Below are 21,472 nucleotides of genomic sequence, written 5' to 3'. Positions count from 1 at the left end.
GGGGGAAGGCGCGCAGCGCCTCAGGGGGTGATGCATTTCAGTTCGCGCCGTCCGGTACGAACACATAGCCGACGCCCCAGACCGTCTGGATATAGCGCGGAGCGGCGGCATCTTCCTCGATCAGCTTGCGCAGGCGCGAGACCTGCACGTCCAGGCTGCGGTCGAAGGGCTCGAACTCGCGGCCGCGCGCCAGCAGGGCCAGCTTCTCGCGCGACAGCGGCTGGCGCGGGTGGCGCACCAGGGCCTTGAGCATGGCGAATTCGCCCGTGGTCAGCGGCAGTTCCTCGCCGTTCTTTTGCAGCACGCGCGTGCCCAGGTCGAAGGTGAAGGGGCCGAAGCTCACCACCTCGTTGTCGCCGGAAGGCGCGCCCGGCGCTTCCTGCGGCGGCCGGCGGCGCAGCACGGCATGGATGCGGGCCAGCAGTTCGCGCGGGTTGAAGGGCTTGCCCAGGTAGTCGTCGGCGCCCACTTCCAGGCCTACGATGCGGTCCACATCCTCGCCCTTGGCGGTCAGCATGATGATGGGCGTGCGGTCGTTGGCCGAGCGCAGGCGGCGGCAGATGGACAGGCCATCTTCGCCGGGCATCATCAGGTCAAGCACGATCAGGTCCACCGTTTCGCGCAGCAGGATGCGGTTCAGCGCCTTGCCATCTTCGGCAATCATGATCTCGAAGCCTTCCTGCGTCAGGTAGCGGCGCAGCAGGTCGCGGATGCGCGCATCGTCATCCACCACCAAGATCTTGTCGGTGCGGTTGGTCGTAGTGGCCATGTTCATCCTCGGTCGGTCATTTGTAACAGCCGCCATTGTTACCAGCTTGCGCCGAAAAGTCTGGACAAACCCCCGAAATATTGCCGTGTGTTACAGATGTTGCGTTTAAATTTAGAACGGAAAATGTGTCTTTAGAATATTTAACTATGGGTTTTCCATGCTGATGCATTTATCGTTGCAATAATGTTGTCAATGGAGGAGCCGGCAGGCCTGCTTGGCTCCACACCTGTCACCATCTGGCGGCATGCCGTAGCGAAAGGGCGGCATGCAGTTGTATCCCTGAACTACCTTTCATTTCAAAGGGTGAACGCATGAGCAAGCTTTCCAAACAGCTGTCCCGCCCCTGGGTCAAGTCCGTGGTCGCGGCCACTGCGCTGGCCTGTGCCAGCGGTGCCTGGGCGCAGAACGCCGCCACGGCGCCGGCACAGCCTGCCAACGTGGTGCAGTTGTCTGCAGAAGGCTCGGTGGACGTGGTGCAGGACCTGCTGACCGCCACCTTGTCGGCCACGCGCGAAGGGCGTGATGCCGCCACGGTCCAGTCCCAGCTGCAGAAGGTGGTCGAGGCCGCCATGGCCGTGACCAAGCGCAGCGCCCAGCCGGGCCAGATGGATGTGAGCACCGGCAGCTTCGGCATCTATCCGCGCTATGGCAAGGACAACAAGGTGGAAGGCTGGCAGGGCCGCGCCGAGATTCTTCTGCAGGGCCGCGACTTCGCGCGCATCACGCAGACGGCGGCCCAGGTGCAGGACATGACGCTGTCGCAAGTGGGCTTCGGCCTGTCGCGCGAGGCCCGTGAAAAGGTCGAAGGCGAGGCCCAGGCCAAGGCCATCGAGCAGTTCAAGCAGCGTGCCTCCACGCTGTCCAAGAGCTTCGGCTTTGCCAACTACAGCCTGCGCGAGGTCAACGTGAGCAGCAGCGATACCTCGGTGCCCATGCCGCGTCCGCGCATGATGGCCATGTCCGCCAAGGCCGCCGGCGCGGAAATGGATGCCGTGTCCGTGGAAGCGGGCAAGGCGCAGGTGATGGTCCACGTGTCGGGCTCGGTGCAGATGTATTGAGCAGGCGTGGGCCGCCCATGAAAAAAGGAGCGCCGTGGCGCTCCTTTTTTGACGTGAACCGGTGCTGGCGCGCTTACTGCGCCGCCCAGCCGCCATCCATGTTCCAGGCCACGCCGCGCACATTGGCTGCGGCGGGCGAGCAGAAGAACACCGCCAGTTCGCCCAGTTCCTCGGGCGTGGTGAACTGCATGGAGGGCTCTTTCTCGCCCAGCAGCAGCTTCTTGGCTTCTTCGTTGCTGATGCCGTGCTGCTCGGCCTTGGCGTCCACCTGCTTTTGCACCAGTGGCGTCAGCACCCAGCCGGGGCAGATGGCGTTGCAGGTGATGCCGGAGGTGGCGTTCTCCAGCGCCGTGACCTTGGTCAGCCCGACAATGCCGTGCTTGGCCGCCACGTAGGCAGACTTCTGCGCCGAACCCACCAGGCCGTGCACCGAGGCCACGTTGATGATGCGGCCCCAGCCCTTGCCGCCATCGGCCGCCTGCATCATGGGCAGGACCAGGCGCGAGGTGTGGAAGGCGCTGGACAGGTTGATGGCGATGATGGCGTCCCAGCGCTCGGGCGGGAAGTCTTCCACGCGCGCCACGTGCTGGATGCCGGCATTGTTCACGAGGATGTCGATCTGGCCGAAATTGCGCACGCTGTACTGGACCATGTCCTCGATGTCCGCCACGCGGCTCATGTCGGCGCCGTGATAGGCGACCTGGGCGCCGGCGGCCTGGCCTGCGGCCAGCACTTCGGCACGGGGGCCGTCCACATCGCCGAAACCGTTGAGCACGATATTGGCGCCCTGGCGGGCCAGCGCCTTCGCGATCCCGAGGCCGATGCCGCTGGTCGAGCCGGTCACGAGGGCGGTCTTGCCTTTCAACATAGAGAGTCTCCGAATGAATGTACGATGCAACACAGCCATTATCGGCGCCGGCTCCGCGAATGCGTTTCCATGAATCATCCTACGCTGAACTACGTATCCTGCCCGGGGGTTGCCGGGCGTGCCTCACCCTGGAGCCGTACTGCCAGCCCGGCTGCTCAAGAGAATGCTTCGCACCGCATGGCTTATTGGGAATGGAATCGCACCGGCGATCCGCACCATCCCCATGTCGTGGTCTGCGTGCACGGCCTTTCGCGCCAGGGACGTGACTTCGACGCGTTGGCCGAGCGGCTCAGCGAACGTGCCCGCGTGATCTGCCCCGATGTGGTCGGGCGTGGCGAAAGCGACTGGCTGCAGGATCCGGCCGCCTACCAGGTGCCTCTTTACGCAGCCGACATGCTGGCCTTGCTGGCCCAGGTGCATGCGCAGGCGCCTGTCGAACAATTGGATTGGGTGGGCACCAGCATGGGCGGGCTGATCGGCATGGCGCTTGCGGGCCAGCCGGGGCTGCCGCTGCCGGCGCCCATCCGCAGGCTGGTGCTCAACGATGTGGGACCTGTCATCGAGTGGTCTGCCCTGGAGCGCATAGGGCAGTACCTGGGCAAGGGCGCGCATTTTGAAAATCTTGAGCAGGCAGCCCATGCGCTGCTCTTGATTTCCGAAGGCTTCGGCCCACATAGCGAAGGGCAATGGTTGCGATTGACGCGACCTATGATGCGGCCGGCCGCCGATGGCGGCCTTGTCCTGCACTATGACCCTCAGATTGCGGTGCCCCTGCAGCACATGACGCGCGAGATGGCCCAGGCCGGCGAAGCGCTGCTGTGGCAGCTGTATGACCAGATCAAGGCACGCGTCTTGCTAGTTCGTGGTGCGCAGTCCGATCTGCTGACGGCGGCCACGGCACAGGCCATGGCGCAGCGCGGCCCGAAGGCGCATTGCGTGGAATTTGAAGGGGTGGGGCATGCGCCCACCTTCGTCGCGGCAGGGCAGGTGGCCTTGCTGTGCCGGTTCTTATGGGGAGAAGAGCGCTTGCCAAGCACCATGAATCTTGCCGAGCAGGCCAGGGAGAGTGACGAATGAAGACTGCCAGCAGCGAGGCCGCCGTGCAGGCGCCTTCGCCCGGCGCAGCCGCGCCGGGCCAGGTGCCGTCGGTGCTGCCGCACCTGATCACGGCCACGTCGCAGACCCTGCCCGAACAGGTCAACGCGCTGGCGCGCGCGCGCAGCTTTGCCGAGCCGCTGATCGCCACCGAGACCATGGAGTCCGGGGAGAACACCATGGCCCATGCCGATGCGGTGGCTGCCATCCTCAAGACCATCGGCGGCTCCGAAACCATGCAGGCGGCGATCTATCTGGTGCATGCCAGCGTGCACCTCAATCGCCCGCAGGAAGTGATCGCCAAGGCCTTTGGCGAGAATTTCGCCACCCTGGCCGTGGAAACCAACAAGCTCATGCGCGTGCAGGAGCAGGCGCGCGGTGCAGAGCTGGGCGGCCAGTACCTGGACGATGAGGCCACGCAGACCGAGAACGTGCGCAAGATGCTGCTGGGTTTCTCGCGCGACCTGCGCGTGGTGCTGCTGCGGCTGGCGTCGCGCCTGCAGACGCTGCGCTATTACGCAGCCAGCAAGCGCCCGGTCTCGCCCGGCATTGCGCGCGAGGCGCTGACGGTGTTTGCGCCGCTGGCCAACCGGCTGGGCATCTGGCAGATCAAGTGGGAGCTGGAGGATCTGTCCCTGCGCTTCCTGGAGCCCGAGACCTACCGCGAAGTGGCCCGCCTGCTCGATGAAAAGCGCGTGGAGCGTGAAGCCTATATGGAGCAGATGCGCGCACGGCTGGAGGCCGACCTGCGCGCGCACAGCATCAGCGCCACCGTGCAAGGCAGGCCCAAGCACATCTACAGCATCGTCAAGAAGATGCGAGGCAAGTCGCTGAACTTCGACCAGGTCTTCGACATCCGCGCCATGCGTGTCGTCGTGCCCACGATCAAGGACTGCTACGCCACCCTGTCCTGGGTGCACGAGCAGTTCACGCCCATCGAGGCGGAATTCGACGACTACATCGCCAAGCCCAAGCCCAACGGCTACCAGTCGCTGCACACCGTGGTGCGCGACGAGACGGGCCGCGCCATCGAGATCCAGATCCGCACCCAGGCCATGCACGACCACGCCGAGCACGGCGTGGCCGCCCACTGGGCCTACAAGGAGGCGGGCACCAAGGGATACGCGGGTGTCACGGCCAGCAGCGAGTACGACGCCAAGATCGCCGTGCTGCGCCAGTTGCTGGCCTGGGGCAGCGACCTGGCGGGCGCCCACCATCGGGGCCTGTTCGAGGACCGCATCTACGTGCTCACCCCCGACGCGGCCGTCATCGAGCTGCCGCAGGGCGCGACGCCCGTGGACTTTGCCTACTCGGTGCACACCAGCCTGGGGCACCGCTGCCGCGGCGCGCGCGTGGACGGCGCCATGGTGCCGCTGAACACGCCGCTGCAAAACGGCCAGACCGTGGAGATCACCACGGTCAAGGAGGGGCGCCCCTCGCGCGACTGGCTCAACGCTGACCTCGGCTACCTGACCAGCAACCGGGCCAAGGCCAAGGTGCGTGCCTGGTTCAATGCCCAGGCCACGCACGAGACCGTGGCGCGCGGCCGCGAGGCGGTCGAGAAACTGCTGCAGCGCGAGGGCAAGACGGCCGTCAAGCTGGAGGAGCTGGCCGTTCAGCTCGGCTTCAAATCGGCCGATGCCTTGTTCGAAGTCGTCGGCAAGGATGAATACTCGCTGCGCAACATCGAGACCGTGCTGCGACCGGCCGAGGCGGAGGAGGAAGTCGAGGAATTCTCCCCGGTGCGCAAGGCACGCGGCACGGACTCGCCCAAGGGCGGCGTGCTGGTCGTGGGCGTGGACTCGCTGATGACGCAGCTGGCCAAGTGCTGCAAGCCTGCGCCGCCGGACGACATCCGGGGCTTTGTCACGCGCGGCAAGGGCGTGAGCGTGCACCGCTGCGACTGCTCCAACTTCCGTGAAATGGCAGCGCGCAATTCCGAGCGCGTGATCGACGTGGCCTGGGGCCAGCCCAAGGCGGCGGCCGTGGCCTCGGCCGTCTACCCGGTCGATGTGTCCGTAGAAGCGGCCGACCGGCAGGGCCTGCTGCGCGATATCTCCGAAGTCTTTGCGCGGGAGAAGACCAATGTCATCGGCGTGCAGACCCAATCCGTCAAGGGAACGGCCTGGATGACCTTCACCGTGGAAGTGGCCGATTCCGGTCGCCTCAACAAGGTGCTGGGTATCGTGGCCGCCGTGGCGGGCGTGCGTTCGGCACGGCGGCGCTGAGCCTGTTCTGGTATTTTTGCCGGAGCCCTGGAAAACCCGTGCTAGAATCGCTTTCTCGAACAAACACAGGCGCGTAGCTCAGCTGGTTAGAGCACCACCTTGACATGGTGGGGGTCGTTGGTTCGAGTCCAATCGCGCCTACCAACTTTCCATTGCCAGATGGAATGCAAAAAGCCTTCTGATCACTCAGAAGGCTTTTTTGTTTGTTTTTTTGTTTGTGCGCCCGCCAACGATGGGGAGACTTGCCGGTCAAGGAGGCGGGCAGGGCCCGTGCTCCTCTGGCAGGAGGTCAGGTGCCGACTCCGGCCTGTGCCTGCAGGTAGTCGTTTTGCAGCAGGTACATGCGGATGGCGTTGCGGTACTGGCCATTGGCGAAGAATTCGTCGATCAGCACGCCTTCCTGCACGAAGCCTATGCGCGCGTAGATGTGGATGGCCTTCTCGTTCTCCTGGTCCACATGGAGAAAGATCTTGTGCAGGTTGAGCGTCTTGAAGCCATAGTCCAGCGCCAGCCGCGTTGCCTGGGCTGCGATGCCCTGGCCCTGCTGCTCGGGGGCGATGATGATCTGGAACTCGGCGCGCCGGTGGATCAGGTCGATCTCCACCAGCTCGACGAGACCGGCGCGATCGCCCTGGTGCTCGACGATGAAGCGGCGCTCGGTCTGGTCGTGCACGTGCGCGTCGTAGAGCGCGGAAAGCTCGTCGAAGGTCTCGTAAGGCTCCTCGAACCAGTAGCGCATGATGGCGGCATTGTTGTTGAGCAGATGCACGGAGCGCAGATCTTCGCGCTCCAGGGGTCTCAGGCGGATGCTGTGATTCATGCGCTCATTGTGCGAGAGCCGCGGTATCCGGCTGCAGGCCACGGATTACCAGCCGGTAGATCAGATCGGCCGCCGTGTCGTAGTCGTCGGCGGTCAGTTCCGGCCGGCCCAGCAGCAGCGCGAACTGGGCCTGCTGGTCGGCGTAGGCCTGGGTCACGGACCAGAGGATGAACATCAGGTGGGTGAAATCCACGCGGGCAATCTTGCCCTGCGCCACCCAGCGCTCGAAGGCCTGCACGTCGGCTGCCAGCGCCGGGCCTACCTGGCTCGATATGGCCTGCCCGAAGCGGGGCGCGCCGGCCATCACCTCGCGCGTGAAGACACGGGAGCCATGGGGCCGCTCGCGCGAGGACTGCAGCTTGGCCCGGATGTAGATGCGCAAGGCCTCCGCCGGGTCGTCGCCGCGCAGCAGGTCGGACATGCCGGCCAGCCACTGCGTCAGCACATCGCCCAGCACGCGCAGGTACAGCTCCTCCTTGCTGGCGAAGTAGTACAGCAGGTTGTGGCGGCTGAGGCCGGCGTCGTGCGCGATCAGTTCCAGCGATGCGCCTTCGAAGCCGTATTGCGCAAAGTGCAGTTCGGCCGTCTGCAGGATGTTCAGCTCCTTGCGCAGCCGTGCAGCGGTGGGCTTGCGCGTGGCCGATCGGGCCTGGGGGGAGGGCGCATTGTCAGAAAGGGTTGCCATTGCGCAGATGGTAAGTGGAGATAAGTGGCGCCATTTTGGTGCGATTGTCTGGCATCTTTCTTGCTGACGACTTTCTGGGTGATTTTACTGATTGGTAAATTTTTTCACCCGCGTAAATTCCGTTCCACCCCCAGTGCGCCCGACAAGAGGCGTCACTTGCACATGCGAGGACCACGATGAAACCTCCGAAGACTGTGTTGCTGGATCCGGGGCCTTGCAGGAGTTCCTCCTGCGGGCCGCCTTGCGTTGTCCGAGATGGCCCGGCATGGCCCTGCATGCCGTGTCCCCCTTCACGCCCTCAATCCTGACTCTGGAGGATGCACCATGGATAGCCCCGCGCAACGCGCCTGCGGCATTGCCGCCGGCCGCCTGAACCTGGCCGACTACGCGGCCAATTTCTCCGACGCCCACCCCCCGCTGAACCGCGCCCAGGCCCTGATCGAGGCCGAGCGCTGCTACTACTGCTATGACGCGCCGTGCACCACGGCCTGCCCCACCAGCATCGATGTGCCGGCCTTCATCGCCCGCATCGCCCAGGACAACGTCCGTGGCGCGGCGCGCGAGATCCTGACGGCCAACCCGCTGGGCGGCATGTGCTCCCGTGTCTGCCCCACGGAGCAGTTGTGCGAGCAGGCCTGCGTGCGCAACACCCAGGAAGACAAGCCGGTCGAAATTGGTGCACTGCAACGCTATGCGACCGATGCCTTCATGGCCTCCGGTGGTGCACCGCTGTTCCAGCGTGCCGCCGCCACGGGCCGCAAGGTGGCCGTGGTCGGAGCTGGCCCTGCCGGCCTGACCTGCGCGCACCAATTGGCGCTGCAGGGCCACGAGGTGGTGCTGTTCGACGCCCGGCCCAAGCTGGGCGGGCTCAATGAATACGGCCTGGCCAGCTACAAGACCCCCGGTGATTTTGCGCAAAAGGAAATCGACTGGCTGCTGTCCGTGGGCGGGATCACGCCGCGCAACAACCAGCGGCTGGGACGAGATTTCACGCTGGATTCGCTGCTGGCAGAGCATGACGCCGTATTCCTCGGCCTGGGCCTGGCGGGCGTCAATGCGCTGGGCGCGGCCGAGCCGCAGGCCGAAGGCTTGCGCAATGCGGTGGACTTCATTGCCGACATCCGCCAGGCGGCCGACAAATCCATGGTGCCGGTGGGCCGGCGCGTGGTGGTGATCGGCGGCGGCATGACGGCGGTGGATGCGTCCGTGCAGGCCCGGCTGCTGGGCGCCGACGAGGTCACCATGTTCTACCGCCGGGGCAAGGATGCGCTGTCCGCCTCCTGGGTGGAGCAGGAATGGGCGCAGACCCATGGCGTCAACTTGCGGCTGTGGGCCGCGCCCCAGGAGATCCTGGTGCAGGACGGCAAGGTCTGCGGCGTGCGCATGGCCTGCACCCGCATGGAGGGCGACAGGCTGCAGGTGACGCAGGAGGTGTTCGACGTGCCGGCCGACATGGTGCTCAAGGCCATTGGCCAGACCTATGTCGCCACGCCGGCGGGCGCGGCCATTGCCTTGCGTGACGGCCGCATCGACACCGACGACGAAGGCCGCACCAGCGTGCCGCGCGTGTGGGCCGGCGGCGACTGCCGCGCCGGTGGCCAGGACCTGACCGTGCAGGCGGTGGAGCACGGCAAGGTCGCCGCGCGGGCCATGCACCAGGCGCTGACCAGCGCCGTGGCGACCGGGGTTTGAGCGGCTGTGCCCGCGCTTTTCAAGGAGCATCGACATGGCAGACATCAGCAGCCGCTTTCTGGGCATTTCCAGCCCCAATCCGTTCTGGCTGGCCTCGGCACCGCCCACGGACAAGGAGATCAACGTCACCCGCGCATTCGAGGCCGGCTGGGGCGGCGTGGTGTGGAAGACGCTCGGCGAGGACCCGCATGTGGTCAACGTGAACGGGCCGCGCTACTCCACCCTCATGGCGCAGGACCGGCGCGTGATGGGCCTGAACAACATCGAGCTGATCACCGACCGGCCGCTGCGCACCAACCTGGAGGAGATGACCCGCGTGAAGAAGGCCTGGCCTGACCGCGCGCTGATCGCCTCGCTGATGGTGCCCTGCGTGGAGGAAAGCTGGAAGCGCATCCTGCCCATGGTGGAGGACACCGGCGCCGACGGGCTGGAGCTGAACTTCGGCTGCCCGCACGGCATGAGCGAGCGCGGCATGGGTGCGGCCGTGGGCCAGGTGCCCGAGTACATCCAGATGGTCACGCAGTGGTGCAAGCAGTACAGCCGGCTGCCGGTGATCGTGAAGCTCACGCCCAACATCACCGACGTGCGCTTTCCCGCGCGGGCAGCCAAGGCCGGCGGGGCGGATGCGGTGTCCCTGATCAACACCATCAACTCGCTGATGGGCGTGAACCTGGACACCCTGGTCATGCACCCCAGCACCGACGGCCAGGGCTCGCACGGCGGCTACTGCGGCCCGGCCGTGAAGCCCATCGCCCAGAACATGGTGGCCGAGATCGCGCGCGATCCGCAGACGGCGGGCCTGCCCATCTCGGGGATCGGCGGCATCACCACCTGGAAGGACGCGGCCGAATACATCGCGCTGGGATGCGGCAATGTCCAGGTGTGCACGGCGGCCATGGTCTACGGCTTTCGCATCGTGCAGGACATGTGCGACGGGCTGTCCAACTACATGGACGCGCACGGCTTTGCGCGCATCGAGGACTTCCAGGGCCGGGCCGTGCCCACGGTCAGGGACTGGAAGGACCTCAACCTCAACCACATCGACAAGGCCGTCATCAACCAGGACAGCTGCATCCAGTGCGGGCGCTGCCACGTGGCCTGCGAGGACACCTCCCACCAGGCCATCACTTTCAGCAAGGAGGGCGGTGTGCGCCGCTTCGAGGTGGATGACACCGAATGCGTGGGCTGCAACCTGTGCGTGTCCATCTGCCCCGTGCCCGAGTGCATCACCATGCGCAGCCTGCAGCCGGGCGAGGTGGACCCTCGCACCGGCCAGACGGTCACCGGGGAGTATGCGAACTGGACCACGCACCCGAACAACCCCATGCGCCAGGCCGTGACGGCGCAGGGCTAGAGGGTGCATTGCGGCAGGTCGGCGCACGGCCCGCATCCGGGCCGACCTGGCACGAAATGCGCTTGATGGAAAAAGTCAGACCCTGGATCAGCAATGGATTGGTGATTTCTCTCTTCGAGAAGGAGCTTCGCAATGTCGCATGCCCCGCATTCCGGTGAGTCCGCAGGCAGCCTGTGGAACCACGACCTCGCACCCACGCTGCCTAGCCAGCGCACCTGGACCTGGTACCACTTCGCCGCCCTGTGGATAGGCATGGTGATGTGCATCCCGGCCTACACGCTGGCCGCCAGCATGATCACGAACGGCATGTCGTGGTCGCAGGCGGTGATGACGGTGTTCCTGGGCAATCTCATCGTGCTGATTCCCATGCTGCTCATCGGCCATGCCGGGGCCAGGTACGGCATTCCTTTCGCTGTGCTGGCCCGTGCCTCGTTCGGCACCCACGGCGCCAAGCTGCCGGCCATGCTGCGGGCCCTGGTGGCCTGTGGCTGGTACGGCATCCAGACCTGGTTCGGCGGCATGATGATCTACACCCTGCTGGGCGTGCTGCTGGGCCATCCGCTGGAAGGCGAGAAGATCGCTGGCCTGGGCATCAATGTGGGGCAGCTGGTGTGCTTTCTGGTGTTCTGGGCGATCCAGTTCTACTTTGTGGTGCATGGCATCGAGTCCATCCGCAAGCTGGAGACCTGGACAGCGCCGCTCAAGATCCTGATCTGCTTCGTGCTGCTGGGATGGGTCTACCAGAAGGCCGGCGGCTTCGGCCCCATCATGGAGCAGCCTTCGCAGTACGCGCCGGGCGGCCCCAAGGCGGGCCAGTTCATGTCGGTGTTCTGGCCGTCGCTGACGGCCATGGTGGGCTTCTGGGCCACGCTGGCCTTGAACATTCCGGACTTCACGCGCTTTGCCAAGTCGCAGAAGGACCAGGTGGTGGGCCAGGCCATCGGCCTGCCCGTGCCCATGGGGCTGCTGGCCATGCTGGCGGTGGTGGTGACATCGGGCACCGTGGTGATCTACGGCAAGGCCCTGTGGGACCCCGTGGATGTCGCCAGCCGCATGACGGGCGCGGCCGTTCTGATCGCGCTGATCGTGCTGCTGATCGACACCGTGAGCGTGAACCTGGCGGCCAACCTGGTGGGGCCGGCCTATGACTTCTCCGCCCTGGCGCCCAGGAAGATCAGCTACCGCGTGGGCGGCTACATGACGGTGGCCATTGCCATCGTGATGATGCCTTGGAAGATCCTGGAATCGACCGAGGGCTACATCTTCACCTGGCTGATCGGCTACTCGGCCCTGCTGGGGCCGATCGCGGGCATTCTGATGGTGGACTACTTCCTGGTGCGCAAAAAGCAGCTGGTGGTGGAAGACCTGTACAGGGAAGAGGGCGTCTACCGCTACTCCAACGGCTGGAACTGGGTGGCCGTGGCCGCCTTCGCCCTGGGCGTGGCGCCCAACCTGCCCGGCTTCCTGCACGCAGCGTTCCCCGCTGCATTCCCTAACGTGGGTGATTTCTTCAAGCATGCCTATGACTACGCATGGTTCATCGGCCTGTTCATTGCCGGCGTGGTGTACCGCATCGGCATGGCAGGCCAGGTGACCAAGGGCGCGCCCGCGCTGAGCAAGGCATAGGCCGGACCAACCAACAGGAGGCATGACGCTATGGGTCAATCACAGGGTTCGGTATGGGTGCGTGGCGGCACGGTGGTGAATGCAGACCGGCAGGAGAAGGCCGACGTGCTGTGCGTGGATGGGGCGATTGTGGCCGTGGGGCCGGATGTGGCGGCCCTGGTGCCGGCCGGGGCACAGGTGATCGATGCCTCGGGGCAGTTCGTCATGCCCGGCGGCATCGATCCGCACACCCACATGCAACTGCCCTTCATGGGCACGGTCACGGCCGATGACTTCTACACCGGCACGGCGGCGGCGCTGGCCGGTGGCACCACCAGCATCATCGACTTCGTCATTCCCGATCCGCAGGAGCCGCTGCTGGACGCCTACCGCAAATGGCGCGGCTGGGCCGAGAAATCGGCGGCGGACTACTCCTTCCACGTGGCCGTCACTTGGTGGAGCGACAGCGTCCATGCCGACATGGGCACGCTGGTGCGAGAGGAGGGCATCAACAGCTTCAAGCACTTCATGGCCTACAAGAACGCCATCATGTGCGACGACGAAACGCTGGTGAACAGCTTCAAGCGCGCGCTGGAGCTGGGCGCCATGCCCACGGTGCATGCCGAAAACGGCGAGCTGGTCTACCTGCTGCAGCAGGAAGTGGCCAAGATGGGCATCACCGGGCCCGAAGGCCACCCTCTGGCCCGCCCGCCCATGGTGGAGGCCGAGGCGGCCAACCGGGCCATCGCCATCGCCGGCGTGCTGGGCGTGCCCATCTACGTGGTGCATGTCAGCTGCACCGAGGCGGCGCAGGCCATTGCCGCTGCCCGTGCGCGCGGCCAGCGCGTGTATGGCGAGGTGCTGGCCGGCCATCTGGTGATCGACGAAAGCGTGTACCGCGACCCCGACTTCGCCAAGGCGGCCGCCCACGTGATGAGCCCGCCCTTCCGGGCCAAGGGCCACCAGGAGGCCTTGTGGCAGGGCCTGCAGTCGGGCCAGCTGCACACCACGGCCACCGACCATTGCACCTTCTGCGCCGCGCAGAAGGCCATGGGCCGGGACAACTTCGCCAAGATCCCCAACGGCACCGGCGGCGTGGAGGAGCGCCTGGCCGTGATCTGGGATGCGGGCGTGAACACCGGCCGGCTGACGCCCAGCGAATTCGTGGCCATCACCTCGGCCAACACGGCCAAGCTTTTCAACATCTATCCGCGCAAGGGCCTGGTCGGCGTGGGCGCCGATGCCGATCTGGTCGTCTGGGACCCTGCTGCCACGCACACCCTGTCGGTCAAGACCCAGCATTCCAAGGGTGACTACAACATCTTCGAGGGGCGCACCGTACAAGGCATGCCCAGCCACACCATCAGCCAGGGCGTGGTGGCCTATGCGCAGGGCGATCTGCGTGCCGAGAAGGGCAAGGGGCGCTATATCAAGCGCCCGGCCTTCGGCCCCAACTTCGACGCGGTGCAGCGCCGCGCCGCCACGCTGCAGCCCACGGCCGTGGTGCGCTGAAGCCCGCATGACAAGGAGACCGCAATGGATACAGATACCCAAGTGAAGCAGGACATCGCGCAGCTGCGCGTCAACGGAAGCCGGCTGTGGGATTCACTCATGGAGCTGGCCCGGATCGGCGCCACGCCCAAGGGCGGCGTCTGCCGCCTGACGCTGACCGACCTGGACCGCCAGGGCCGTGATCTGGTGACCCGCTGGGCGCGCGAGGCGGGCATGACGGTGACCATCGACAAGATCGGCAACGGCTTCATGCGCCGGCCCGGGCGCGACAACAGCCTGCCGCCCATCATGACGGGCAGCCACATCGACACCCAGCCCACGGGCGGCAAGTTCGACGGCAACTACGGCGTGCTGGCGGGGCTGGAGGTGGTGCGCACGCTCAACGACCACGGCATCGAGACCGAAGCGCCCATCGAGGTGGCCTTCTGGACGAACGAGGAAGGCTCGCGCTTCGTGCCGGTGATGATGGGCTCGGGCGTGTTCGCCAAGGCCTTCACGCTGGAGCATGCCTATGCGGCTACCGACTCCGAAGGCAAGACCGTCAAGGGCGAGCTCGAGCGCATCGGCTATGTGGGCAGCCAGGAGCCGGGCGACCACCCGATCGGCGCCTACTTCGAATCCCATATCGAGCAGGGCCCGGTGCTGGAGGACAACGCCAGGACCATTGGCGTGGTCACCGGCGTGCTGGGCATCCGCTGGTATGACTGCGTGGTCACGGGCATGGAGGCCCATGCCGGCCCCACGCCCATGGCCCTGCGCAAGGACGCGCTGCAGGTGGCCGCGCAGCTGATGCAGGAAGTGGTGGCCTGCGCCCACCGCCATCCGCCCCACGGGCGCGGCACCGTGGGCATGGTGCAGGTCCATCCCAACAGCCGCAACGTGATCCCGGGCCAGGTCAAATTCAGCATCGACCTGCGCAACGCCACCGATGCCGACTGCGAAGCCATGGACGCCGACATCCGCGCCGTGGCCGACCGCATCAGCCGGGAGACGGGCCTGCCCATAGCGATCAACCTGGTGTCCAGCTACCCCGCCCAACCCTTCCATGCCGACTGCGTGGATGCGGTGGCGCGCGCCGCCAAGGCCCTGGGCTACTCGCACATGCCCGTCGTCTCGGGCGCCGGGCATGATGCGGTCTACATGGCGCGGCTGGCGCCGGCCGGCATGGTCTTCATCCCCTGCAAGGACGGCATCAGCCACAACGAGATCGAGGACGCCACGCCCGCGGACATCACTGCAGGCTGCAATGTGCTGATGCACGCCATGCTGGAACGCGCCAGGGTGGCGGGTTGATCCAAAAAACTGCGCAACTTGCCCGGAAGCCCTGTTTTGCACTGCTATACTTGCGGCTTCAACAAACGACAGGCGCGTAGCTCAGCTGGTTAGAGCACCACCTTGACATGGTGGGGGTCGTTGGTTCGAGTCCAATCGCGCCTACCAAATATATTGGTGAAAAGCCTCTCGGATAAAATCCGAGAGGCTTTTTTTCGTCTGGGCGATCTTCCTTGTGCAAATCCTGGCCTCTGCCCAGCTCGGAATTTGCATTGTTTTGTTTCGATGGCTTTCCGTGCTGTTTCCGTGACTGTGGCGCAATTGCTTCAATAAGCGCTTGCGTCAAAAAAAAGATCCTGGCAGCACTGATTTATGGGTGGCATGCTTATTCATGGCGTGGCTGCCACTGATGACCGTTTTCATGCACAGCCATGGTGCATTGGCCACCTGCCCATGTGCTGCCCGTTCCAGGTCAGCAGCTCTCTTGCAGTCACCTTCCACTTCCCGGGCCGGCATGGCTCTCGCCGCCCGCTCTTCCTGGCGCCGCTCTATGACGCCACGATGTCGGTATCACTGATTTCAGTGATATACATGCGGTGAAAATATATTGAAAATCCATTTTCAATAATCAATTGAATTTTCCAGGCTTTGCTGCTGGCGTTTCTCTTGCGTTGGCATGCCAATGCTCCCATTGAACCTTCTCTTAATGAGAATGGCTGCATTGACATTAAAGAAAATGTTTGTAACTATCCGGCCGGTCTTTGGGCGGGGCAGTGAATCGGCGTCGGAGCCGCAGCTTTGAAGGGATCGGATCGATGGCGGGTACTGACAGCGGGGCGGAAGCGGGCGGTCTGAAAGCCCGCCTGATGGCGGCGGGAGCCGCCGATGTGCATCTCTCACGGCGCAATGCTGCTGGGTTCGACGGCCTGGTCGCCTACGTGGTGGGCGGAGAGCGCGATGCCCTGCAGGCTGCCCTGGCTGGCGCAGGCGATGCGGTGGTGCGGGTCAGCGCCTTGCCGCTGGATGACATGGGTGCCATCGACGAGGCCGCCCTGGCCGCACTGCCAGTCTGGTCGCCGGGCGCGGTCGACGCCGCGCAGCAGCAATGGGGCAGCGCGCTGGTCACCCGGCCTGCCGTGCAGCCGGCTTCCCACCTGCACCTGTGCGATCTGCTGCCCGGTCGGCCCTTGCTGGGCGATACGGCGCCTGCACCTGCGGTGCGGCGCGGCGCGGTGCCTTTGCATGAGCGCATTCCTGCCGTCCACCATTCACCTGCGCTGCCGGACGCGGGTGTCGGATATGCGCTGGAGCAGGCGCTGGTGCGCGCGGCTGCGCGTCCCGGAGCGGGCATCGTCCATGTGGCTGCCGATCTTTCCCAGTCCCGTACCAGCTATGCGCAGCTGCTCGACGAGGCCTGCCGCACCCTGGGCGGGCTGCTGGCCCTGGGGCTGAAGGCGGGTGACACCGTCATCGTGGATGCCGGGGACAGTCGTCACCTGCTGCCCGTGTTCTGGGGCTGTGTGCTCGGCGGCCTGGTACCGGCACCTCTGGCACTGGGACCGGCGGCGGCCGGAGGGGCCGGCCTGGAGCGGTTGCTCAACTGCTGGGAGGTGGCGGGCAGGGCGCCCGTGGTCGGCTCTGCGGCAGCCCTGGCCGGCTTGCGGCCCCATGCCGCAGCGCTGCAGGGCATGCAACTGCTCGATGCCCAGGTACTGCAGGCGGGTGCGCCCGCGCAGCCCTCTGCCAGCGCCGGGCCGGGGCAGCCCGCACTGATGCTGCTGACTTCGGGCAGCACCGGCACGCCCAAGGGCGTGGTGCTGAGCCGCGGCAATCTGGCCGCCATGATCAGCGGCGTGCAGCAGCAACTGCGCTTCGTGCCCGGCGAGACCGCGCTGAACTGGATGCCGCTGGACCATGTGGGCGGCGTGGTGTTCCTGTGCGTGATGCCTACGGTGCTGGGCCTGGACCAGGTCCAGGTGGATACGGCCACCATCCTCGAGGCTCCCGCGCGCTGGCTGGACCTGGTGGCCGAGCACCGGGTCGCAGCGGTGTGGGCGCCCAACTTTGCATTCGACCTGCTGCTGCGTGCAGCCCGCGGCCAGGCCCCCGGCCATTGGGATCTGTCCTGTTTGCGCATGCTCATCAACGCCGGAGAGCCGGTGTCGGAGCCGGTTCTCGTGGATTTCGAGCGCCGCTTTGCGCAGGACGGGCTCAGGCAGGGCGCCGTCTGGATGTCCTTTGGCATGACCGAGACGGTCTCTGCGTTCTCGCTGCGCCGCTGGACAGCGTCCGGCGAGGCGGTGACCAGCCTGGGCCACCCGATCGCAGGCGGTGCACAGCGCATCGTGGACGATGCAGGCCGAACCCTGATGGAGGGGGAGATCGGGCGGGTCGAACTCAGCGGGCCCTCGGTGTTCTCGGGCTATCACGGCCGGCCCGACCTCACGGCCGAGGCGCTGCGCGACGGCTGGTTCCAGACCGGCGACATGGGGTTCCTGCGTTCGGGCGAGCTGCACATCGTGGGCCGTGTCAAGGAAATGATCATCGTCAACGGTGCCAATTTCTACAGCGCCGAGATCGAGGAGGCGGCTGCGCGCGTGCCCGGCCTGGACCGCCAGGGGCTGGCTGCCATCGGCGTGCGTCCGGCCGGCGCGGCCACCGACCAGCTGGTGCTGTTCTTTCACGCGCCGGGCGCTGGCGAGCCGCAACTGCGCCGTTCGCTCATGCGCGCCTTGCGCATGCGCCTGGGCCAGGACCTGGGATTGGCCGTGGACCATTTCATTGCCGTGCCGCCCGAGCGCCTGCCGCGCACGGGCGCCGGCAAGGTGCAGCGCGTGGAGCTGCGCCGCCTGGTGGAGACAGGGGCCTTCGATCGCGAAATCAAGGATGCCGCCTGCCTGATCGGCGGTGCAGGCACCGTGCCTGCCTGGTTTGCCCGGCCCGTATGGCGTCCGCGCCAGCACGATGCGTCGCCAGCCATGGCGCCTGCGCAGGCGCATGCGTTGACTGTGGCGCTGTGTGGTGCCGGCGCCCAGGCGCTGGCGCAATTGCAGGCCCTGCAGCCCCGTCACCGCTGGATGGTGTTGGACGATGCAGGGGCACCGGCCGACGCCGTGGCCGCGTTGCGCGAAGGGGCGCCTGATGTGCTGGTGCTGGCCGGTGAACAGGCGCTGGCGCCTGGCCTGCTGCAGGCAGCCCGCTGGCTGGCCGCCCCCGGCGGGCATGTGCCAGGCCGGTTGCTGGTCTGCGCAGGTACGGGCCAGGACGAAGGCCAGCGGGCGATGGCGCGCGCGGTACTGCGCAGTCTGGAGGCTGAAATGCCCGGCTTGCGCTGCCGCCATGTCGCCTGGGACGACGCCGCTGCCGACGCCGATGCCAGTGCCGTTGCCGATGCCGCCGTTCTGGATGCCGCCGGGCTGTGTGTGGAACTGGGCTGCGGCCAGCGCGAGCCCGAGGTGCTGTGGAATGCCGGCGTGCGGCGGGTGCGGCGCCTGGTGCCCCTGGTTCCCGATGCTGCAGGGCATCAGGGATTCCAGGAGCAGGGGCTGTACCTGCTGGCCGGTGGGCTGGGGGGCGTGGGCTTTTTGCTGGCGCGGCACCTGCTCGGCCGGTACCGCGCCCGGCTGCTCATCGTCGGCCGTGCCCCTGCTGTGGAGCGCCGGCAGCCACTGGAACTGCTTGCGCGCAGCGGGGCGCTCCTGTACGTGCAGGCCGATGTCACCGACCCCGCCGCCCTGCAGGCCGCGGTAGCCCAGGCGCAGCAGCACTTCGGACAGCCGCTGGCCGGCGTGGTGCAACTGGCGGCCGAGTCGCGCCTGGCCCTGTGTGCGGAGGAAGACGAGCAATGCTTTGCCCGGGCGCAGCGCGCCAAGGTCGAGGGAACGCGCCACTTGCACGCCCTGGTCGCCCACGATCCCCGGGCCCTGTTCCTGGTGGCCGGCTCGGTCATGGGCCTGCTGGGGGGGCGCCGCGTGGCTGCCTATGCGGCGGGAGATGCCTGGCAGATGGCCTTTGTGGAGCGACAGGCGCACAGCGCCGGTGGCGCCCGCTGCCGCTACCTCGGTTTTTCGGCGTGGCGGGACACCGGCCTGAGCCGCCAGGTGTCGAACCCGGCGCTGTTCGCTGCCTCGGGCTATCTGTCGATCGATGAGGCGCAGGGCCTGCAGGCCTTCGAATTGGCGGTGCGCGGCGAGCAGCCTGTCATGACCGTGGGCCTGGACCTCGGCCATCCCCGCCACGCCGCGGTGCGCGAGGGCGCCATCTACGGTGCCGATGAGCTGGTCTGGGTGCGTGAAGGCGCCGCAGCCGACGCGCGCCGTGCCGGCGAAGAGGATCAAGTGGATCAAGTGGAGCAAGTGAATGAAGTGGCCGGCAGCGGTGACCCGTCCGCACCGCATCGGTGGCTGCACGATGCCTGTGGCCGGCCGGTGAGCGTGCCGGTGCTGAACGTCGCATCCCTGCCCACCGATGCCCGGGGGGCGCTGGACCGCGCGGCCCTTTTGCGCCTGGCTGCGGGCATGGGATCCAGCGCAGCGCCACGCAATGCGTTCGAGCGCTACATGGTGCGCCTGTGGTGCAAGGCGCTGGGCCTGGCCGACTGCGGCGTGGACGATGACTTCTTCTCGCTGGGCGGCAATTCGCTGGGGGCGGCGCAGATCGCGGCGCGCACGCGGGAGCTGTTTCGCGTCGATATATCGATGGCCGAGCTGTTGCGCCACCCCTGCATGGCAGATTTCTGCCAGCGCGTGATTGCGTTGGAATCCCGCCCGGGAATCACGCTGGCCATTGCGGGCCGGCTGTTCGAGATCGAAAGCATGACCCCTGATCAAAAGGCGGCCGCCCACGGCGCTGCAGCAACCAAGGCGCTGCCATGAGCACGGGCGGTTTTTCCGACGACGATCTGCTGGCGGCCCTGCTGGCCGAGGACGGCTTCGAGCTGCCAGACACGCAGGCGCCAGGCGCCGCGCCACGTGCCGCAGATGCGCCCGTGACCGCGCTGTCGGCGCAGCAGCGGCTGTGGATGATGGAGCGCATTCACGGGGCTCGCGGCGAGTTCAACCTTGGCCTTGCCGTGCGCTTTGGTGGCGCGACGCCCGATGTGGCCGCGCTGCAGGCCGCATTGACCGCCCTGGCGCAGCGCCATGAAAGCCTGCGTGCGCGCTTCGAGGATGCCGATGGCGAAGCGGCTCGCCTGGTCTTCGATGCGCTGGATGCATTGCCGTTGGCGGTGCACGATGTCGGCCCGGCATCGATGTCGCAGGCGCTGCAGGACGCGGCGGCCCGGCCTTTCTCGCTGGAGCGGGGCAGCCTCTTGCGGGCCGATCTGCTGCGCGCCCACGGCGAGCAGGTGCTGCTGCTGGGTTTTCACCACGCCATCATCGACCTGTGGTCGGCCTCGCTGGTGCTGCGCGAGCTGGCCGCTCTCTACGCCGCGCAACTGGGCGGGGTGGCCGCAGACCTGCCGCCGCCGCAGCGCTTTGGCGACTACGTCGCCTGGCTGGGCGACAGCGCCCGGCAGCAGGCCTTGCCGGCCCTGACGGCGTACTGGCGCAACAGGCTTGCAGGCCTGCCGCCGCTGCTGGAGCTGCCCTTTGCCGGGCCGCGCGAGGCGGGTCAGGACCGGTGCGGCCGTATCGCGGTGGTGCTTGCGCCCGCGCTGGCGGCGGAACTGGGAAGATTCGCCGTCGCCTGTGGCACCACGCCTTTCACCGTGGTGCTGGCCGCCTTCAATGCCGTCCTGGCGCGCTTCACCGGCCAGGACGATCTGGCCGTGGGCGTGCCCGTGTCCAACCGCCACCGACCCCACACCGGCGGCACCGTGGGCTTTCTGGTGGAGACCCTGGTGCTGCGCACCGACCTGCGCGCAGACCCCGGCTTTGCAGCCCTGGTGGAGCGTGTGCGCGAAGCCTGCCTTGAGGATTTTGCCCACCAGGACCTGCCGCTGCAGGCTGTGGTGCAGGCGGTCAACCCGCCGCGCCTGCCGGGGGTGCAGCCGCTGTACCAGGCCATGCTTGTCTTCCAGGCGCTGCCTGCGCTGCGCGAGGCGGCCGGCGATGTCCTGCTGACGGGACAGGCCGTTCCCCTGCCTGTGGCCCGCGCCGATCTGACGCTGGAGCTGGACCAGGGGCGCGACGATGGCGCCATTGCGGGCTGGCTGGAGTACCGCGAGGGCCTGGTGGATGAGCAGGTGGCTCATGCCATCGCCATCGCATTGCCGGTGCTGCTGCAAGCGGCGCTGGCCCAGCCCTCGCTGCCGCTGTCCGTGCTGCCACTGCAGCGGCCGGCCGACGCACGGCGCGGCCTGGACGCACTGCATCCGGCGCCGCTGGGCGAGCGCATCGAGAGCGCTGGCAGCCTGGCGGCGATGTTCGAGCGGCGCGCGCGCCAGTCGCCCGCCGCGACCGCGCTGATCGATGCGGGCCGCGCAGTCAGCTACCAGGAACTGGACCGGCGCTCGGCGACCCTGGCGGCCCACCTTGTCGCTCAGCTTGGCGCATCAAGCGCCACAGGGGCC

General features: G+C 66.8%; 14 protein-coding genes and 2 tRNA genes (1 of these 16 running past the window's edge). 12 read left to right on the top strand and 4 right to left on the bottom strand.

Translation table 11 applies throughout. The features are described 5' to 3' along the window. Positions 1-37: 37 nt before the first annotated feature. Positions 38-775 carry an osmolarity response regulator transcription factor OmpR gene (gene ompR / locus DTS01S_RS09415; protein WP_017404718.1) on the bottom strand — a complete coding sequence of 246 codons (738 nt, stop codon included), beginning with the start codon at positions 773-775 and terminating at the stop codon, positions 38-40. Between the two features lie 305 nt (positions 776-1,080). Between ompR and DTS01S_RS09410 the strand changes: the two genes are divergently transcribed. Continuing rightward, entirely contained in the window at positions 1,081-1,827 is a 747-nt protein-coding gene (locus DTS01S_RS09410) for an SIMPL domain-containing protein (RefSeq protein ID WP_061287643.1), read from the top strand. Between the two features lie 73 nt (positions 1,828-1,900). On the opposite strand, the gene DTS01S_RS09405 is transcribed toward DTS01S_RS09410, so the two are convergent. After that, positions 1,901-2,695 (bottom strand): 3-hydroxybutyrate dehydrogenase, encoded by a 795-nt coding sequence (locus DTS01S_RS09405; RefSeq protein WP_016445272.1) that lies wholly within the window; start codon positions 2,693-2,695, stop codon positions 1,901-1,903. A gap of 69 nt (positions 2,696-2,764) precedes the next feature. Here DTS01S_RS09405 and DTS01S_RS09400 point away from each other — a divergent pair, with 69 nt between their 5' ends. From DTS01S_RS09400 to DTS01S_RS09390, 3 genes are all read left to right on the top strand, one after another. After that, positions 2,765-3,772 carry an alpha/beta fold hydrolase gene (locus DTS01S_RS09400; RefSeq protein WP_174538876.1) on the top strand — a complete coding sequence of 336 codons (1,008 nt, stop codon included), beginning with the start codon at positions 2,765-2,767 and terminating at the stop codon, positions 3,770-3,772. Beyond that, positions 3,769-6,018, top strand: a complete 2,250-nt coding sequence (locus DTS01S_RS09395) for a RelA/SpoT family protein (RefSeq protein WP_016445274.1) — start codon at positions 3,769-3,771, stop codon at positions 6,016-6,018. Before DTS01S_RS09400 ends, DTS01S_RS09395 begins: the two co-directional genes overlap by 4 nt. Positions 6,019-6,085: 67 nt before the next feature. Beyond that, a tRNA-Val gene (locus DTS01S_RS09390) sits at positions 6,086-6,162 on the top strand. A gap of 145 nt (positions 6,163-6,307) precedes the next feature. On the opposite strand, the gene speG is transcribed toward DTS01S_RS09390, so the two are convergent. Continuing rightward, on the bottom strand, positions 6,308-6,838 hold the full coding sequence (gene speG, locus DTS01S_RS09385; RefSeq protein WP_016445275.1) for a spermidine N1-acetyltransferase: 531 nt from the start codon (positions 6,836-6,838) through the stop codon (positions 6,308-6,310). A gap of 4 nt (positions 6,839-6,842) precedes the next feature. Continuing rightward, positions 6,843-7,523 (bottom strand): TetR/AcrR family transcriptional regulator, encoded by a 681-nt coding sequence (locus DTS01S_RS09380; RefSeq protein ID WP_016445276.1) that lies wholly within the window; start codon positions 7,521-7,523, stop codon positions 6,843-6,845. Positions 7,524-7,847: 324 nt separating this feature from the next. On the opposite strand from DTS01S_RS09380, the gene DTS01S_RS09375 reads away from it, so the two are divergent. The 8 genes from DTS01S_RS09375 to DTS01S_RS09340 form a co-directional block, all read left to right on the top strand. Next, a complete protein-coding gene (locus DTS01S_RS09375) occupies positions 7,848-9,215 on the top strand; it encodes an NAD(P)-dependent oxidoreductase (RefSeq protein WP_061287641.1) in 1,368 nt (455 codons plus the stop codon). Between the two features lie 34 nt (positions 9,216-9,249). Next, positions 9,250-10,569, top strand: a complete 1,320-nt coding sequence (gene preA, locus DTS01S_RS09370) for an NAD-dependent dihydropyrimidine dehydrogenase subunit PreA (protein ID WP_013803150.1) — start codon at positions 9,250-9,252, stop codon at positions 10,567-10,569. Positions 10,570-10,701: 132 nt separating this feature from the next. Further along, entirely contained in the window at positions 10,702-12,195 is a 1,494-nt protein-coding gene (locus DTS01S_RS09365) for an NCS1 family nucleobase:cation symporter-1 (protein WP_016445279.1), read from the top strand. Between the two features lie 30 nt (positions 12,196-12,225). Then, positions 12,226-13,686, top strand: a complete 1,461-nt coding sequence (hydA, locus tag DTS01S_RS09360; RefSeq protein ID WP_043789688.1) for a dihydropyrimidinase — start codon at positions 12,226-12,228, stop codon at positions 13,684-13,686. Positions 13,687-13,710: 24 nt separating this feature from the next. Beyond that, positions 13,711-14,979, top strand: coding sequence for a Zn-dependent hydrolase (locus DTS01S_RS09355; RefSeq protein WP_047217671.1), 1,269 nt, complete (start codon positions 13,711-13,713; stop codon positions 14,977-14,979). A 70-nt stretch (positions 14,980-15,049) separates the two neighbouring features. Continuing rightward, positions 15,050-15,126 (top strand) — tRNA-Val (locus tag DTS01S_RS09350). A 698-nt stretch (positions 15,127-15,824) separates the two neighbouring features. Beyond that, positions 15,825-19,832 carry an SDR family NAD(P)-dependent oxidoreductase gene (locus DTS01S_RS09345; protein ID WP_254787986.1) on the top strand — a complete coding sequence of 1,336 codons (4,008 nt, stop codon included), beginning with the start codon at positions 15,825-15,827 and terminating at the stop codon, positions 19,830-19,832. Then, positions 19,829-21,472, top strand: partial view of a hybrid non-ribosomal peptide synthetase/type I polyketide synthase gene (locus DTS01S_RS09340; protein WP_061287639.1) — the 5' end (the start) only. It continues 9,411 nt past the right edge of the window; the window shows 1,644 of its 11,055 coding nt (coding positions 1-1,644); the start codon lies at positions 19,829-19,831; the stop codon falls past the right edge of the window. Before DTS01S_RS09345 ends, DTS01S_RS09340 begins: the two co-directional genes overlap by 4 nt.

It is taken from the genome of Delftia tsuruhatensis NBRC 16741 (assembly GCF_001571325.1).
GTDB classification, from domain to species: Bacteria; Pseudomonadota; Gammaproteobacteria; order Burkholderiales; family Burkholderiaceae_C; genus Comamonas; species Comamonas tsuruhatensis.
This window is presented reverse-complemented; position numbering and strand designations above follow the sequence as displayed.